15 protein-coding genes are annotated in these 15192 nt (G+C 43.3%); 12 read left to right on the top strand and 3 right to left on the bottom strand.

Annotated elements, in window-relative coordinates; all coding sequences use genetic code 11:
• Window positions 1–114 precede the first annotated feature (114 nt).
• From J2Z37_RS06405 to J2Z37_RS06395, 3 genes are all read right to left on the bottom strand, one after another.
• A complete protein-coding gene (locus J2Z37_RS06405) occupies window positions 115–1224 on the bottom strand; it encodes an ABC transporter ATP-binding protein (protein WP_209809384.1) in 1110 nt (369 codons plus the stop codon).
• 98 nt (window positions 1225–1322) lie between these two features.
• Entirely contained in the window at window positions 1323–2318 is a 996-nt protein-coding gene (locus J2Z37_RS06400; protein WP_209809383.1) for a PucR family transcriptional regulator, read from the bottom strand.
• Window positions 2319–2484: 166 nt separating this feature from the next.
• Window positions 2485–2787, bottom strand: coding sequence for a PAS domain-containing protein (locus J2Z37_RS06395; protein ID WP_209809382.1), 303 nt, complete (start codon window positions 2785–2787; stop codon window positions 2485–2487).
• Between the two features lie 205 nt (window positions 2788–2992).
• Between J2Z37_RS06395 and J2Z37_RS06390 the strand changes: the two genes are divergently transcribed.
• From J2Z37_RS06390 to J2Z37_RS06335, 12 genes are all read left to right on the top strand, one after another.
• Window positions 2993–3118: a hypothetical protein gene (locus tag J2Z37_RS06390; RefSeq protein ID WP_209809381.1), complete on the top strand. Its 126-nt coding sequence runs from the start codon at window positions 2993–2995 to the stop codon at window positions 3116–3118.
• Between the two features lie 600 nt (window positions 3119–3718).
• Window positions 3719–5053 carry an acetyl-CoA carboxylase biotin carboxylase subunit gene (locus J2Z37_RS06385; protein ID WP_209809380.1) on the top strand — a complete coding sequence of 445 codons (1335 nt, stop codon included), beginning with the start codon at window positions 3719–3721 and terminating at the stop codon, window positions 5051–5053.
• A 76-nt stretch (window positions 5054–5129) separates the two neighbouring features.
• Entirely contained in the window at window positions 5130–5342 is a 213-nt protein-coding gene (locus J2Z37_RS06380; protein ID WP_209809379.1) for an acetyl-CoA carboxylase biotin carboxyl carrier protein subunit, read from the top strand.
• Between the two features lie 66 nt (window positions 5343–5408).
• Window positions 5409–6953 (top strand): acyl-CoA carboxylase subunit beta, encoded by a 1545-nt coding sequence (locus J2Z37_RS06375; RefSeq protein ID WP_209809378.1) that lies wholly within the window; start codon window positions 5409–5411, stop codon window positions 6951–6953.
• Window positions 6954–6982: 29 nt separating this feature from the next.
• On the top strand, window positions 6983–8956 hold the full coding sequence (locus J2Z37_RS06370; protein WP_209809377.1) for an AMP-binding protein: 1974 nt from the start codon (window positions 6983–6985) through the stop codon (window positions 8954–8956).
• Window positions 8957–8980: 24 nt separating this feature from the next.
• On the top strand, window positions 8981–9766 hold the full coding sequence (locus J2Z37_RS06365) for a 3-hydroxybutyrate dehydrogenase (protein WP_209809376.1): 786 nt from the start codon (window positions 8981–8983) through the stop codon (window positions 9764–9766).
• A gap of 36 nt (window positions 9767–9802) precedes the next feature.
• Complete coding sequence (locus tag J2Z37_RS06360; protein ID WP_209809375.1) at window positions 9803–10246, top strand: MaoC/PaaZ C-terminal domain-containing protein; 444 nt, start codon at window positions 9803–9805, stop codon at window positions 10244–10246.
• A 23-nt stretch (window positions 10247–10269) separates the two neighbouring features.
• The gene (locus J2Z37_RS06355) at window positions 10270–11181 is read left to right on the top strand and encodes a ketopantoate reductase family protein (protein WP_209809374.1); all 912 of its coding nucleotides are present in this window, start codon (window positions 10270–10272) and stop codon (window positions 11179–11181) included.
• 166 nt (window positions 11182–11347) lie between these two features.
• The gene (locus J2Z37_RS06350; protein WP_209809373.1) at window positions 11348–12550 is read left to right on the top strand and encodes a CaiB/BaiF CoA transferase family protein; all 1203 of its coding nucleotides are present in this window, start codon (window positions 11348–11350) and stop codon (window positions 12548–12550) included.
• Complete coding sequence (locus J2Z37_RS06345; RefSeq protein ID WP_209809372.1) at window positions 12550–13503, top strand: hydroxymethylglutaryl-CoA lyase; 954 nt, start codon at window positions 12550–12552, stop codon at window positions 13501–13503. Before J2Z37_RS06350 ends, J2Z37_RS06345 begins: the two co-directional genes overlap by 1 nt.
• Window positions 13504–13529: 26 nt before the next feature.
• A complete protein-coding gene (locus tag J2Z37_RS06340) occupies window positions 13530–14615 on the top strand; it encodes a tripartite tricarboxylate transporter substrate binding protein (protein ID WP_209809371.1) in 1086 nt (361 codons plus the stop codon).
• 83 nt (window positions 14616–14698) lie between these two features.
• Window positions 14699–15190, top strand: a complete 492-nt coding sequence (locus tag J2Z37_RS06335) for a tripartite tricarboxylate transporter TctB family protein (protein WP_209809370.1) — start codon at window positions 14699–14701, stop codon at window positions 15188–15190.
• Window positions 15191–15192: the final 2 nt, after the last annotated feature.

Here is a 15192-nt window from a genome sequence, read left to right as displayed (position 1 = left end):
GTTAAGAGAGGGTGGGTGGTTCCTGTCCGAATCCAAGTCTATCTGGGATAATCACCAATAACAGCAATAAAAGACCGGGCTATGCCCGGTTTTTAAATAAATCACAATTTGACTTTATCGTATAGCCACCTCACTCTTTGCATCGAAGAAGTGGCATTTATTCATGTCGAATGCCAATTTTACATTTTGGCCTCTTTTTAATTCCGATCTTCCTTTTACCCTTGCGGTAATATTGTTTTCACCTGTGTTTAGGTATAAATACAACTCAGAACCCATATTCTCGGCGACATCAATAGTAGAGGTAAACGTGGCTTTTGGAGCTGATTCTAAGAAGATCAATTCATCATGGATATCTTCTGGGCGAATTCCAAAAATCACTTCTTGCCCTACATAGTTTTGTGCTCGAAGGATCTTAGCCTTACCTTCTGGAATCTGGATAGATATAGAGTCGTTTTTAAAGTAAAGACTTTGGTTATCCTCGATTAAAGATCCATTGAGAAAATTCATTGCAGGAGATCCGATAAATCCGGCAACAAAACGGTTCGCGGGATAGTTGTAGATTTCTTGGGGAGTTGCCACCTGTTGAACGATGCCGTCGTACATAACGACGATCCGGTCACCCATGGTCATTGCCTCGGTCTGATCGTGTGTAACATAGACAATGGTGGTTTCCAATCGTTTATGTAACTTACTTATTTCAGTTCTCATCTGCACACGGAGTTTTGCGTCTAAGTTGGATAAAGGCTCATCCATTAGGAATACCTGCGGTTCACGGACAATCGCCCGTCCTAGAGCAACACGCTGTCTTTGACCACCTGAAAGCGCTTTCGGCTTACGGTCTAGTAAATGATCAATATCTAGGATTTTTGCTGCTTCTTTTACACGCTTGTTTATTTCGGTTTTAGAAAATTTACGAAGCTTTAAACCAAAGGCCATGTTGTCGTATACATTCATATGCGGATATAACGCATAGTTTTGGAAAACCATGGCAATATCTCGATCCTTTGGGGCTACATCATTAACCATACGATCCCCAATGAAAAGTTCACCCTCAGATATTTCTTCCAATCCAGCAATCATTCGAAGTGTTGTTGATTTCCCACAACCAGACGGACCAACAAGTACCAAAAATTCTTTATCTGGAACATCTAAATGGAAATCCTTCACAGTTAAAGCGTTATTTCCGTACGATTTTTTGATGTGATTAAATTTAATACCAGCCATTCTTAACCTCCTCTTTTATGTGATTTCCTTATATATTATTGTAAAGCCTTAATTAGTAGTTTTCTATTGACAGATTATACAAACTTTTCTTGTTATATTTAGTCACTTTGCTGTAGCCCTTTTTCGAGAAGTAGAGCTAAATATACCAAAAAGGCTTCATTTCCATTACGGATATCCCGCCCCGTTTCAGCAGTGAATTTTTCCAGGCGATAGATTAAGGTATTACGATGGATAAAGAGCTTTCTTGCGGTTTCACTAATATTTAAGTTTTCTTGAAGGAAAACTTTTAAAGTTCGATACATTTCGGAATCAAAGGTATCATTTTCTTTCGCTCCTAAAACGTATTGAATAAAAGAACGTCTGTCTTCTTTTGGCAAGTTAAATAGCATTACCTCTAATGGAGTATTCCATGTGAAGAAGATTCTCTCTTCTGGGTGGAAAAATTGGCCAGCTCTCATGATTGTCTCGGCTTGCCCGAAGGATGATTTCCAATCCTTGATAGTGTTGACGGGCTCTGTAAAGGATAATGTCATCTTATCAAATCCCTCTTCACGTAAAATCTCCACTAATCCAATACCTAGTTCTTCTATAGCCTTCTTATCTTCAAGGTCTATAGAAAATTCCTTCAATGAAATAAGGTAATAGCCGGTGCCATTTGTAATGGCACTTATAAATTGTTTTGCAAAATAATCGTCCACAATTGCTCGCCATTCTTGCTCAGGATCGTCAAAGTTTATTAGTAGTGGCAAGTAAGTAAGATCTGTTGAATACCCCAGAATTTCCAATTCCGCTTTTAATCCTGGGGTGTAAGGTTCATTAATTGCCTTTAAAAGGAAAGATTCATGTTTCGAATGTTGATCAGTAGCTTTTTCATTCATGGTGATAAGCAGGGAAATGAATTGAGCAATCGGCCCGGAAACGGACTCCACAGGATAAGCAAGACAAGTCTGATGATTGAGTGCGAAAGTGATCATACTCTTCGGACCCACGATTGATGTACCAGGCTCTAAAGAATGATGATTTGAACTCAGTTCCCCCTGTTGATGAAGGATTTCATTGATTTTCTGGACAAGTAGTTCAAAGTCGTTGCTCATGGTTACCTCCATTTCATTCATTTGAAGTTTACCGAAATGAAAATTCACTTCACAGCCCATAGCGCTGTTTCTTTCGTGTAAGGGTAGACAAATAAATCTTCAATAAATCTGCACACTGTGTCATCGTATTCTTTGATAAATAGTCTATTAAAATTTTTTCTCGTAATCAGAAACTAGAAGTGACCAGACATTCTAAGCCGCTTGAATATTTAATAAATCTAGTCACTACTTTTCTGTAGTGAATGGCCTCCTTAACAGTCGAGGTTTCTTGAAAGCCTTTTCCGACGAGTTGGTAGCTAATATAGCCATCTATTTGTTGTGAAGTTAACCCGGACAAGCGATGAAATGCTTTATTATACCAGATGATTTTCCTGTTTTCATCAGCAATTGTAATTCCATCATGAGAACTATCTATCAAATTTTTTAGTAGAAGGTTAGTTTCGTTAATCACTGGATTTTGATTCGACATCTTCTTCATCCAATCCCTTTACAACTTATATCATACAAAAAAATCTGAAAAATTGCATATTAATATCCCGAAAGTAGAAAATCCTGCTTAAATAATGGGGTATTTCTTTGATATTCAACTTGCCAAACAATTTCCGTTGACGAGAACGAGGAAAGTTCTTTAGGCGAGTCCTTAGCAGACCGGATGTCGAGAATACGATCGGATCATGGAAATTCCAATAGGATTCGCCCATCATTTTCTGGTCAATGGGAGACAGATCGTGGTTTGTATAGCTACGGAGGAATCCTCGGTCGTTGCCGAGGCCAGTCATGGGGCACAACGGAATCACTGATGTTCACTCAAATTCAACTATTAGATTGTTGCGATCCTTTTGTAACCAAGATGCGTGATATTGAGAATAAAGAGGAGTGCGATAGAAGCGGGAGCAATAGTAGGAGCCGTTCTCTCCTTATTCTCTTTTAGAAAATCCTAAAATATTTTTAGCTTTATAAATATTTTTGTTATAATCTAATTAAAATAAATAGTGGGAACTTTAACTGTAGTGTAAAAATTATGGGTAAATCAATGACAGCTAGGAGTGGTGCTACATTCAAGGAAAGGGGAATTCATCTGGAGCAGATCCATTTGGCTCAATTTTTAATGCGGAGAGATTGCCGTCCTGAATCAAGAAAAATATTGAAGACCAATGACCTACATAGTCCTAACCTGATGATTTCTCCCATCGTGTAGATGATCGAGAGTATCCGGCGAAAATAACAGCTTGTGCGGCAACGCCAAAGGAATTCTGGAAGCGCTTTGAAGATCGGTTTGGTGTCAAAATTGTGGAAGGGTTAGAGGAATTGGTCGGTATGCCTAAAAAGACAACTATATTGTTTGCCGAACGGAGGCAACATGACGTAGTTCGCAAACGACAGCGGCAGGAGGAATGTCCATGTTCCAAAAAATCTTGATAGCAAACCGGGGGGAAATCGCAGCTCGGATTATAAGGACTTGCCAGTTGATGGGAATTAAAACCGTCGCCATCTACTCGGAAGCAGATATGGAAGCGCCACATGTCAAGATGGCGGAAGAGGCGTACCTGGTGGGAGGGCCGCGCGTAGCAGAAAGCTATCTAAAATTGGATAAGATTCTTGAGATTGCCAAAGCGACCGGTGTCGAAGCGATTCATCCTGGATACGGACTTTTATCAGAAAATGCGATATTTGCACGCAGATGTGTGGAGTCAGGAATTGTCTTTATTGGCCCATCCCCAGATGTCATCGCCAAAATGGGAAGTAAGATCGAAGCACGGCGTGCCATGGAGGTGGCAGGTGTTCCTGTTGTCCCAGGTATTTTCCACCCGCTTTTGGATGTGGAAGAAGCCGTTCAGGCAGCCCATGCAATCGGTTATCCAGTCATGCTGAAAGCTTCTGCTGGCGGTGGAGGAATTGGGATGCAAATCGTTCGAAGTGATGAAGAGATCCGTAAGGCTTTCGCAGGCAACCAAAAACGGGCAAATGATTTTTTTGGTGATGGGGCTATGTATCTTGAGAAATTCATAGTGAATCCCAGGCATATTGAAATTCAGATTTTTGCGGATAACCAGGGCAATACGGTTTATCTTGGGGAACGAGAATGTTCGATTCAACGCCGCCATCAAAAGGTTCTAGAAGAAGCGCCGTCTACGTTTTTAGATCCTGTGACACGTCAGAAAATGGGTGAAACCGCTGTAAAGGCAGCCCAAACGATTGGATATAGCAATGCGGGGACAGTTGAATTTCTAGTCGATGAAAACAAGCAATTTTACTTTTTAGAAATGAACACTCGACTGCAGGTTGAGCATCCGGTTACGGAGGAAATTACCGGATTAGATTTAGTCGAATGGCAATTTCGGATTGCCTCGGGGGAATCGTTACGGCTTAGTCAAAAGGATATAAAGTTTGAGGGTCACGCGATTGAGGTAAGGATCTATGCAGAAGATCCAAGAACCTTTTTTCCTTCCCCTGGAAAGATCACCAAATGGGTAACCCCTCAAGGACTGGGAGTTCGCAACGAAGTAGCCGTGCGTGAAGAATCGGTGGTAACACCATTTTATGACCCGATGATCGCGAAGCTGGTGGTCAAAGGGGAAAACCGGGGGGAAGCAATCGAACGACTCAAACAGGCGTTACATGATTACCAGGTAGAGGGAATTAAGACCAATATTCCGCTACTACGTGAGATTGCGAAAAGTGAGGCTTTTCGCGCTGGAGATACAACCACTGATTTCATAACGAAGTATCTATAAGAGGTAAAACAGGAATAAGGAACTCATTGTAATAGGCAGCAGAAGTGGAAGGGATCTAAATAAGGGAGGGAGACAAATGGGTCAGATCGTAGCCAATATGGCTGGAAACGTTTGGAAAGTACTAGTTAAGCCGGGGGATCAAGTTGAAGAAGAGCAGGATGTAGTGATTTTGGAGTCGATGAAGATGGAAATTCCCATTGCCGCGGAGGTTGCTGGCCGTGTCAAGGAAATCAAGACGAATGAAGGGGATTTTGTTAATGAAGGAGATGTCCTTATCATCCTGGAATAACCTTAAATAGGCCCTTTCCAGGCAAGTGGATAGAATTTATAGCCAAAAAACCCGGAGGAGTATGGAATGAGCGATAAATTCAAAACAGTAGAGTCAACGCTGCAGGATCGAGTAAATCGTATAAAGCAAGGTGGACCACAGAAATATCATGAAAGCAATGCCAAGAAGAATAAATTATTTGTCCGTGACCGACTAAACCTCTTGTTTGACCCTGGTTTTGAATTAGAAGATGCTCTGTTCGCCAATTGCTTGGATGGAGGTCTTCCTACTGATGGCGTAGTTACGGCCATCGGTAAAATAAATGGTCAAACTGTTTGTGTCATGGCCAATGACTCCACAGTAAAAGCGGGTTCTTGGGGTTCTCGAACGGTAGAGAAGATTCTAAGGATCCAGGAAACTGCCGAGAAGATGAGAGTTCCATTGATCTATTTGGTAGATTCAGCGGGGGCTCGTATAACTGATCAGATTGAAATGTTTCCCGGTAGACGCGGGGCTGGACGGATCTTTTATAATCAGGTGAAGCTGTCTGGTAAAATTCCACAGATTTGCCTGTTATTTGGACCATCCGCGGCGGGAGGTGCTTATATACCAGCATTCTGTGACATTGTGATCATGGTTGATGGCAATGCATCCATGTATCTCGGTTCACCACGGATGGCGGAGATGGTTATTGGTGAGAAGGTGTCTCTAGAAGAAATGGGTGGAGCTAAAATGCATTGCTCAATATCGGGTTGCGGAGATGTTCTGGTAAAAAGTGAAGAAGAGGCGATATCCTGTGCAAGAGACTATCTTTCTTATTTTCCAGCAAACTTTTCCGAACAGCCTCCTGTTCGCCAAGCACTGGACTCGAAGAAGTTCGACAAGACGGTAGAAGAGATTATCCCGACCAATCAAAACGCACCTTTTAATATGTACGAGCTAATTGAGAGAATTATAGACGAAGGTTCTTTTTTTGAAATGAAGAAACTATTCGCCGGCGAACTCATCACCGGTTTGGCTCGTATGAATGGAAAGGCAGTGGGGATTATTGCCAATCAGCCACGGGTAAAAGGGGGGGTATTGTTTCATGATACGGCAGATAAAGCGGCAAAGTTTATCACACTCTGTGACGCATTTAATATACCTCTCTTGTTCCTCGTCGATGTACCAGGATTTATGATTGGCACAAAAGTAGAACGAGCCGGTATCATTCGTCATGGTGCGAAAATGATTTCGGCGATGGCCGAGGCTACGGTTCCGAAAATTTCTGTCATCGTTCGTAAAGCATATGGTGCAGGTTTGTATGCAATGGCCGGTCCTGCTTTTGAACCGGATTGTTGTTTAGCTCTGCCAACAGCCCAGATTGCTGTAATGGGACCGGAAGCAGCAGTCAATGCAGTGTATGCGAATAAAATCGCAGAACTACCTGAAGATGAGCGGAAACCTTTTATCGAGGAAAAAAGGGAGGAATATCGGCAAGATATTGACATCTATCGTCTAGCTTCGGAAATGGTGGTTGATGGCATTATATCTCCAAACTCCATGCGTGAAGAACTCGTCAAGCGATTTGAGGCGTATCATTCTAAAAAACTTGTATTCTCAGAACGAAAACACCCGGTCTATCCGGTCTAAAAAATGGCAATGGTTATGGAGGAGTATTCATGCAAACAAAGGCAGTCTGGTTCCCAAGCAAGGAATTGATAGAATCCACTCGACTTTATCAGTGGATGCAAAAGCTTGGTTATGATGATTATGATCGTTTTTTCGAAGCATCTGTTCATGATATCGCCTGGTTTTGGGATAAAGCAGTTAAAGAACTGGGCATTGAATGGTTTCAACCTTACACAGCGACGCTCGATTTATCCCGAGGAATGGAGTGGCCCAAATGGTTCACGGACGGAAAGATCAATGTTGTACATAATGCCTTGGATAAATGGTCTCACGATCCTGGTACGTCCGAGCAATGTGCCCTCGTTTGGGAGGGGGATGACGGAAGTGTCAAAAAATATACCTTTAAACAATTAAGTGATTGGGTAGCTTGTGTTGCCCAAGGGTTAAAGCAGGAAGGAATAAAAAAAGGGGATTGTATCTCTATTTACATGCCGATGATTCCTGAAACCGTTGTCATCATGTTAGCTGCTGCAAAAATCGGAGCAGTATTTAGTCCCGCCTTTTCCGGATATGGGGCAGAAGCTGTTGCGACCCGATTAAATGCCTCGTCGGCAAAGGTTCTTGTCACGGCCGATGGATTTTTACGCCGAGGAAAAGTTGTAAAGATGAAGGAAGAGGCCGATCGTGCTGCTGCGCTAGCCCCTTCCGTAGAAAAGATGATCGTCGTTCGTCGTTTGGGATTAGAGATTTCTTGGCAAGCAGAAAGGGACGTCAAATGGGAGGAACTTGAAAGTTCTGAGCCTATTGACTATACGGAAGTTATGTCTTCTGAGGATCCTTTGATGCTGCTCTACACCTCAGGTACGACTGGAAAACCCAAAGGTACCGTCCATACACATGCTGGTTTTCCTTTGAAAGCTGCGTTTGATGCAGGAATGGGCATGAATGTTAAACAGGGAGATACTTTGTTCTGGGTTACGGATATGGGATGGATGATGGGGCCGTTTTTGGTTTTTGGTGCCTTGGTCAATGGAGCCACCGCTATGTTGTATGAAGGAACGCCAGAGTATCCAGAGCCCGATCGCCTTTGGAAGCTGATAGCTGAACATGGGGTAAGTCATTTGGGTATATCCCCTACCTTGATTCGCTCGCTAATGAAATATGATGTGTCATGGGTGCAAAAGCATGACATAAGCTGTCTTCAGGTCATTGGGTCAACAGGAGAACCTTGGAATCCAGAGCCTTGGAAATGGTTATTTGAAAAGATTGGAAATAAGAGGGTGCCGATTTTCAATTATTCGGGAGGGACGGAAATATCAGGAGGAATTCTTGGGAATGTCTTATTGAAGCCGATTGCCCCAACAACGTTTAACTCGCCATTGCCTGGGATGGCTGTTTCTGTTTATGACGAATCAGGGAAGCATGTAATTAACCAGGTGGGAGAGTTGGTTATCAAACAGCCATGGGTGGGCATGACAAATGGTTTTTGGGAAGATCCGGAGCGTTACAAAGAGGCCTATTGGAACCGATGGCCGGATACCTGGGTGCATGGAGATTGGGTGATCTTGGATGATGAGGGATTCTGGACGATTACAGGGCGTTCTGATGATACGCTGAATGTGGCTGGAAAAAGAGTTGGACCAGCTGAAATCGAGTCGGCCTTGGTAAATCATAATGCTGTTTTGGAAGCTGGGGCGATTGGAGTTCCGGATGACTTAAAAGGTGAAGCTGCTGTTTGTTTTGTCGTATTAAAACCAGACAAGACTCCTACCCCTCAATTAAAAAAGGAACTTCTGAATATAGTTGCGGTCAGTCTAGGAAAGGCGTTGCGGCCGAAGGAGGTTTATTTTGTTCCCGATCTGCCCAAAACGAGAAATGCAAAAGTGATGCGCCGGGCCATCCGTGCAGCTTTCTTGAATAAAGAAACGGGGGACTTGTCCTCTCTAGAAAATGCGAATGCAGTCGATATGATTCGTGAAATCGGTAGAGTGGCAGAAGGTGAAAAACAAATCCGGCAAGAATAGGCACAATTTCTTGGAGGGAAATAAATGGCAAAACTATTGGAAAATAAAGTTGCGCTAATCACCGGGGCCGCTAGTGGAATCGGTTTGGACATCGCCCGTACCTTTGCTCAGGAAGGGGCAAAGGTCGTTCTTTGTGATTTAAATCAGCTTGAACTTGGAAAAGCAGCAGAACAACTTCGATGCGAAGGCTTTATAAGTCTAGGGTTGACTTGTGATGTTACGGATGAAGAACAGATTCACAAAACCATAGATTCAACGATGAAAGAATTTGGTAGAGTGGATATTCTTGTCAATAATGCGGGGCTGCAATTTGTAGCTCCTCTCTCCGATTTTCCCACAGAGAAGTTCGAGTGGTTGTTGAAGGTTATGTTAACGGCTCCATTTATGGCAATGAAGAGAGTCTTTCCTATCATGAAGGAACAAGGATTTGGAAGAATAATTAATATGGCTTCAATTAATGGTTTGGTAGGTTTTGCTGGGAAAGCTGCCTATAATAGCGCCAAACATGGTGTCATTGGGTTAACGAAGGTGGCGGCACTGGAAGGTGCAACCTATGGAATCACGGTGAATGCCCTTTGCCCCGGTTATGTTTCTACTCCTCTAGTATCTAATCAATTGAAAGATTTGGCCGAAACAAGAAAAGTTCCATTGGAGAAAGTATTGGAAGAAGTCATTTATCCTCTCGTTCCGCAAAAAAGACTACTCTCTACTCAAGAAATTGCGGATTATGCGGCTTATCTTGCAAGCGACAAGGCAAAAGGAATTACCGGGCAAGCAGTTGTTATTGATGGCGGGTATACAGCTCAATAAGAAGGGGTTAACCTTCAAATCGGGAGGGTAGAATTCATGTTTAATAGATACTTTGACCAATACGAGATCGGTGAAATATGGACCTCAAGGGGACGGACCATAACGGAAACGGATCTTGTTTTGTTTTCTGCATTTAGCGGAGACTGGTACCCACTTCATACAAATAAAGAGTATGCGGCTAATACACCATTCCAGCAGAGAATAGCCCATGGAATGCTTGTTCTTTCCGTTGCAACCGGTTTAATTCAATTTGAACCGGATATTATTGCAGCTTTTTATGGTATGGAAAGGGTCCGTTTTACCAATCCAACTTTTATAGGAGATACGATCCAAGTTGAGTTACGGGTTATCGATCTGCTTGAACGGAATTCTCGTGGCGGGATTGTCACCGTGATTCAAGAAGTCAAAAAACAGACAAGTGAAATTGTGACAGTGGCGGAAATGAAACTGTTGGTTAATCGAAAAATAATCGAAGCATAAATAGAATAACTACGGAGGTAAAAATGATTCTAATAGTTGGAGCAGGTGCAATGGGAGGAATGCTAGCCGTACGGTTAGCTAAAACGGGAGAAGAAGTTCAACTTATTGATACGTCTGAACCACTTGTAACCCAAATTAATAACGAGGGGTTATTACTAGAAAGGAAAGGAGAAATTGAAAAAGTTTATGTGCCGGCTACAAGCATCCCAGATCAGCTTGGAGAAGTGGATACCGTCTTCATCTATGTGAAAGGCCAAGATACACTTGAAGCTGCCAAGTTGATTCAGCAATTGGTCACACGAAGCACGACGGTGGTTACCTTACAGAACGGATGGGGGAATGGAGAACGATTGGCGGAGATCTTTCATCCGGAACAAATTGTTGTCGGGTTAAGTTATGACAGCGTAAAGACCGTTGAGTTAGGTCATTTAACTCATACAGTTATAGGTCAGACATATATTGGACCCTATTCGGACGAAGGAGAAATGGAGCGTGCTGATAAAATAGGGGTACTATTAAATCGTGCGGGACTCCAAACAGAGGTAACAGCCGGGATTAAAACTGAGATTTGGAAAAAGCTCATCTTAAATGCGGCTGTTCTGCCGATTGCGGCACTTACCAGATTAACAACGGGCAAGCTAATTTATCAGAAGGAATTCTTGCATCAGGTGGCAGAAGAAGCCGTGAGAGTAGCCCAAGCCAAGGGATATTCGATAGAGCTAGATGAGAGATTAAATCGAATTGATACGTTATTAAAGAACGGTGGTCAAAGCAAGCCCTCTATGCTCCAGGATGCAGAAGCAAAACGACGGACTGAAATCGACTTTATTAATGGGGCTGTGGTTCGTGCTGGGAGGGAAGTAGGTGTTCCCGTACCTCGCAATGAGGCTTTACTTGCCTTAGTTAAAGGACTAGAAAGAGGTTGGGAACCATAGATGAAATGGTTCAGAGGATAATTTTTCATGTAGAGTATTTTAAAGACTAACTAATTAACTTTAAACGCAAAAAGTTTCAAATAAAAATTCCAAAAATTTATAATTTGTATTATATTATAATTATAGTAATAAATTAGAATAAAACGAAAGGGGGATGTGTGGACGTATGTCCAAGAAACAACAGGGCCCTCTCGCTGGGGTGCGTGTATTGGATATTGCTACGGTCTTTGCTGCGCCATTTGCTGCTTCCCTTCTTGGGGACTATGGCGCGGAGGTGCTCAAGGTGGAACTCCCAGGGATTGGCGATGCTTTACGAGGCATGCAGCCGACAGAAGCGTCCGAATCCATGGCATGGGTTGCATTGGCCCGTAATAAACGATCCATTACGCTAGATTTGCGAAAAGAAAAAGGACAAGACTTATTTTTAAAGCTATTAAAAGATTATGATGTTTTACTAGAAAATTTTCGGCCTGGGACACTTGAAAAATGGGGAATTAGCATCGAACGGATGAGGGAAGCGAATCCCAACCTCATCATTACTAGTGTAAGTGGCTATGGGAAAACCGGTCCATACAGTTCGAGAGCTGGTTTTGGCACTTCGGCAACGGCATTTAGCGGCTATACCTATATGAATGGTTTTCCTGACAGACCGCCGCTGTCACCACCTATGCCACTAGCTGATTATGTCACTGGACTTTTTGCCGCATTAGGAACGTTGGCTGCTATTTACCACCGTGATGCAAAAGGCGGGGAAGCGCAGGAGGTGGATGCCTCTTTATTTGAATCGATGTTCAGGATTCTGGAAGCTAACGTAACCGCTTACGACCGGTTAGGAATTATTAAGGAACGTGCCGGAAATGAATTTAGCAATTCTGCACCGGTAGGAACTTTTCAAACATCCGATGGGAAGTGGCTTGCCCTGACGACCAGTACGGACCGGACATTCCATCGGTTAGCAGAAGTGATTGGCCGGCCAGAAATGAAAACAGATCCAAATTTTGCAACGAATCAAGCACGTGTTGCCCGTCGTGAGGAGGTTAATTCAATCGTCGCGAAATGGTTCAGTGAACACACAGCGAAATCCATTCAACATCTTTGTGATGAAAATGGGGTCCCTGTGTCACAGATCTACAGCATGGAGGATATCTTCCAAGATCCTCAGTATGTTGCTCGTGATGCGATTGTTGAAGTGGATCATCCTACATTAGGAAAGGTCAAGGTGCCAGGTGTCGCTCCTAAATTTACCAAAACCCCAGGTTCAGTCCGAAGAGCGGGTCCCATCCTTGGTGAGCATAATCACGAAGTGTATCAAAATTTGGGACTTACTAGTGCAGAAATAGAGCAGTTGGAGAAGGAGGGGATTATTTAATGGGACTATGGGATCAATTGGTAGATGAGGTGGAAGTGAAAGAGGTTGGAACACGGGACGGATTTCAAATGGAAACGGAGTTTATTCCGACAGACATCAAGGTGGAGCTGATTAATAAGCTATCACAAACCGGCATTAAAGCGATTCAAGTGACCTCCGCAGTACATCCGAAGGCTGTTCCACAGCTTCGTGATGCAGAAGAGGTGATGGCCCGTATTGATCGTCAGCCGGGAGTGTCTTACAGTGTTTTGGTACCGAACTTGCGCGGAGCGGAGAGGGCCGTTGAAATGAAAGCAGATGAATGGGAGCTTATGCAATCCGTTACCGAATCTCACAGCCGTTCGAATGCCAATCACAGTGTAGACGAAACTTTGCAGGGGCATGAGCCGGTTGTTCAATTGGCGAAGCAGCATGGGGTCAACGTACGAGGTGGAATGGCAACAGCGCTTGGTTGTCCGTTCGAAGGGAATGTCCCATTTGAGCGGGTGCTCTATGTAGCTGAGGCGTACTATTCAATGGGAATTCGCACGATTAGTGTGGCTGATACGGTTGGCGTAGCAGCTCCGCGTTTGGTTTATGAAACAATGTCTAAACTTAAATCTCGCTTTCCAGATGTGAAGTTTAATCTTCATGTCCATAATACGCGCGGGATGGCGTTGGCTAACATTCTGGCCGGAATGCAGGCCGGTGTCCGTTCTTTTGATGCGGCGATTGGGGGGCTTGGCGGTTGTTTATATGCCCCGGATGCAACAGGGAATGTGGCAACGGAGGACCTGGTACATATGCTTCATTTAATGGGAATCAAAACGGGTGTGGATTTTGATGCCTTAATGGCCGTGACACCTGAGGTAGAACGGATTGTGAACCATTCTTTAGAAAGCGCTGTCTATAAAGCAGGTCCATCAAGCCGTTTATATCCTGCACCATCAAAACAAGTAAAGAAAGTTCAATAAAGGTAACCAAAAAGGGGGATTTTGTCGTGAGGAAGTTGTCTATGAGGAAATTTCTGCTTTATCCATTGGTGTTTGTACTGATGCTCGCAATGACAGCATGTGGCGGCAGTTCCAGCGCGCCAAGTAGCGCACCTGCACCGGAAACGAAGGCACCAGAAGCACCAGCGAAAACTGAAGAGCCTAAAAAGGAAGAGAAAAAAGAGGAAGGAATTTATTCGAAAAAGAAACCCGTGACCATCGTCGCTCCTAGTACACCGGGAAGTGGATGGGATTTAACAGCGAGATCCTTGGCAGAAACATTTGAAAAGGAAAAGTTGGTCGATTTCCCGATTCCTGTAGTCAATGAAAATGGAGCAACAGGTGCTGTTTCTCTTGCACAATTAGTGACACAAAGTAAAGGGGATGCATTTAAGATCAGTGTAACCTCACTACCAATCATGTCAAACTATTTACGGGGGGATTCAGAATATAGCTTCAAAGATGTAACGATGATTTCTCGGTTAATGACCGAATATTTCATGGTTGCCGTTGGTAAGGATTCTGAATATCAAACCATAAAAGATTTGTTGGATGCTGTAGTGAAAGATCCTGCTTCTGTTCCAATTGGAGCTTCTGGGGATGACCGTCTACCGTTTGCCCTTTTGGTTGATAAAGCTGGTGGAGACCCAAGTCAAATCAACTTTGTGGCTTATGAAGGCGGTGGCGAGATCTCCAATGCCGTCTTAAACGGAGATATTAAAGCGGCAATATCTGGTGTGAGTGAATTCCGCGGTTTGCTGGAATCCGGTACTTTCCGTGGACTGGTTGTCATGAGTGAAAACAGATTAGCCGGTCCGGTGAAAGATGTACCGACTGCCATCGAAGCAGGATATGATGTATCCCTTGGGAACTGGCGCGGTGTTATGGGTCCTCCAGATATGCCTGAGGAAGCTGTAAAGTTCTGGCAGGATACAATTGAAAAAGCAATGACAACTCCAACCTGGAAGGAAATTGCTGAGAAGAATCAGTGGGAAATTACCTTCATGAAGGGCGAAGAGTTTGCCAAGTACCTTGAAAAGACACAAGAAGAGATTAAACAAGGCTTAATTAAAACAAAACAAATTCAGCAATAATTTTCAACCTAGTTTCACCAAAGCCCCCTCCCTTCAAAAGGGAGGGCTGGCTAAAAAGTTTGTCTCAAGAAAGGAGTTGTACCTTGAACCGTAATAGCGTTTCTGGTGGACTTTTTTTGGTCTTTTCCTTACTTTTTATTTACTTTGGGACACAGATCCCTCCCTCCTCTTTTAAACAGGCTGTGATCGGACCCAAGGTATTTCCAATAACTATAGGGATTTTACTGGCGTTGGCTTCAGCTGCTCTAATGATTAAGGGGATTATTGAAGCAAGACAAAAGCCTCTCGAAGAAAAAAAGAACATCTTAAGAGAGGCTGAGGAAGAAGAGGAGGAAGCACCACAGGATATAGTTAGGCTAGGTGTAATTTTGGTCATGCTTCTTGCCTATTTTGTTCTGTTTTCTCCACTCGGGTACGTTCTTTCTACGGCTCTATTTATCTTTTGCTTATCCATGTATTTGGACAAGAAACATTGGAAACGTAATTTAACCTATGCCGTTGTGTTTCCCCTGATTGTGTTTTTATTATTTAATGAAGTTTTGGCTGTTTATCTGCCAACTGGACCATTTAGTTAGGA

This window comes from Ammoniphilus resinae, from assembly GCF_017873965.1.
Classification (GTDB): domain Bacteria; phylum Bacillota; class Bacilli; order Aneurinibacillales; family RAOX-1; genus Ammoniphilus_A; species Ammoniphilus_A resinae.
The sequence above is the reverse complement of the archived record's forward strand: the minus strand, read 5'-3'. Positions and strand labels throughout refer to the sequence as shown.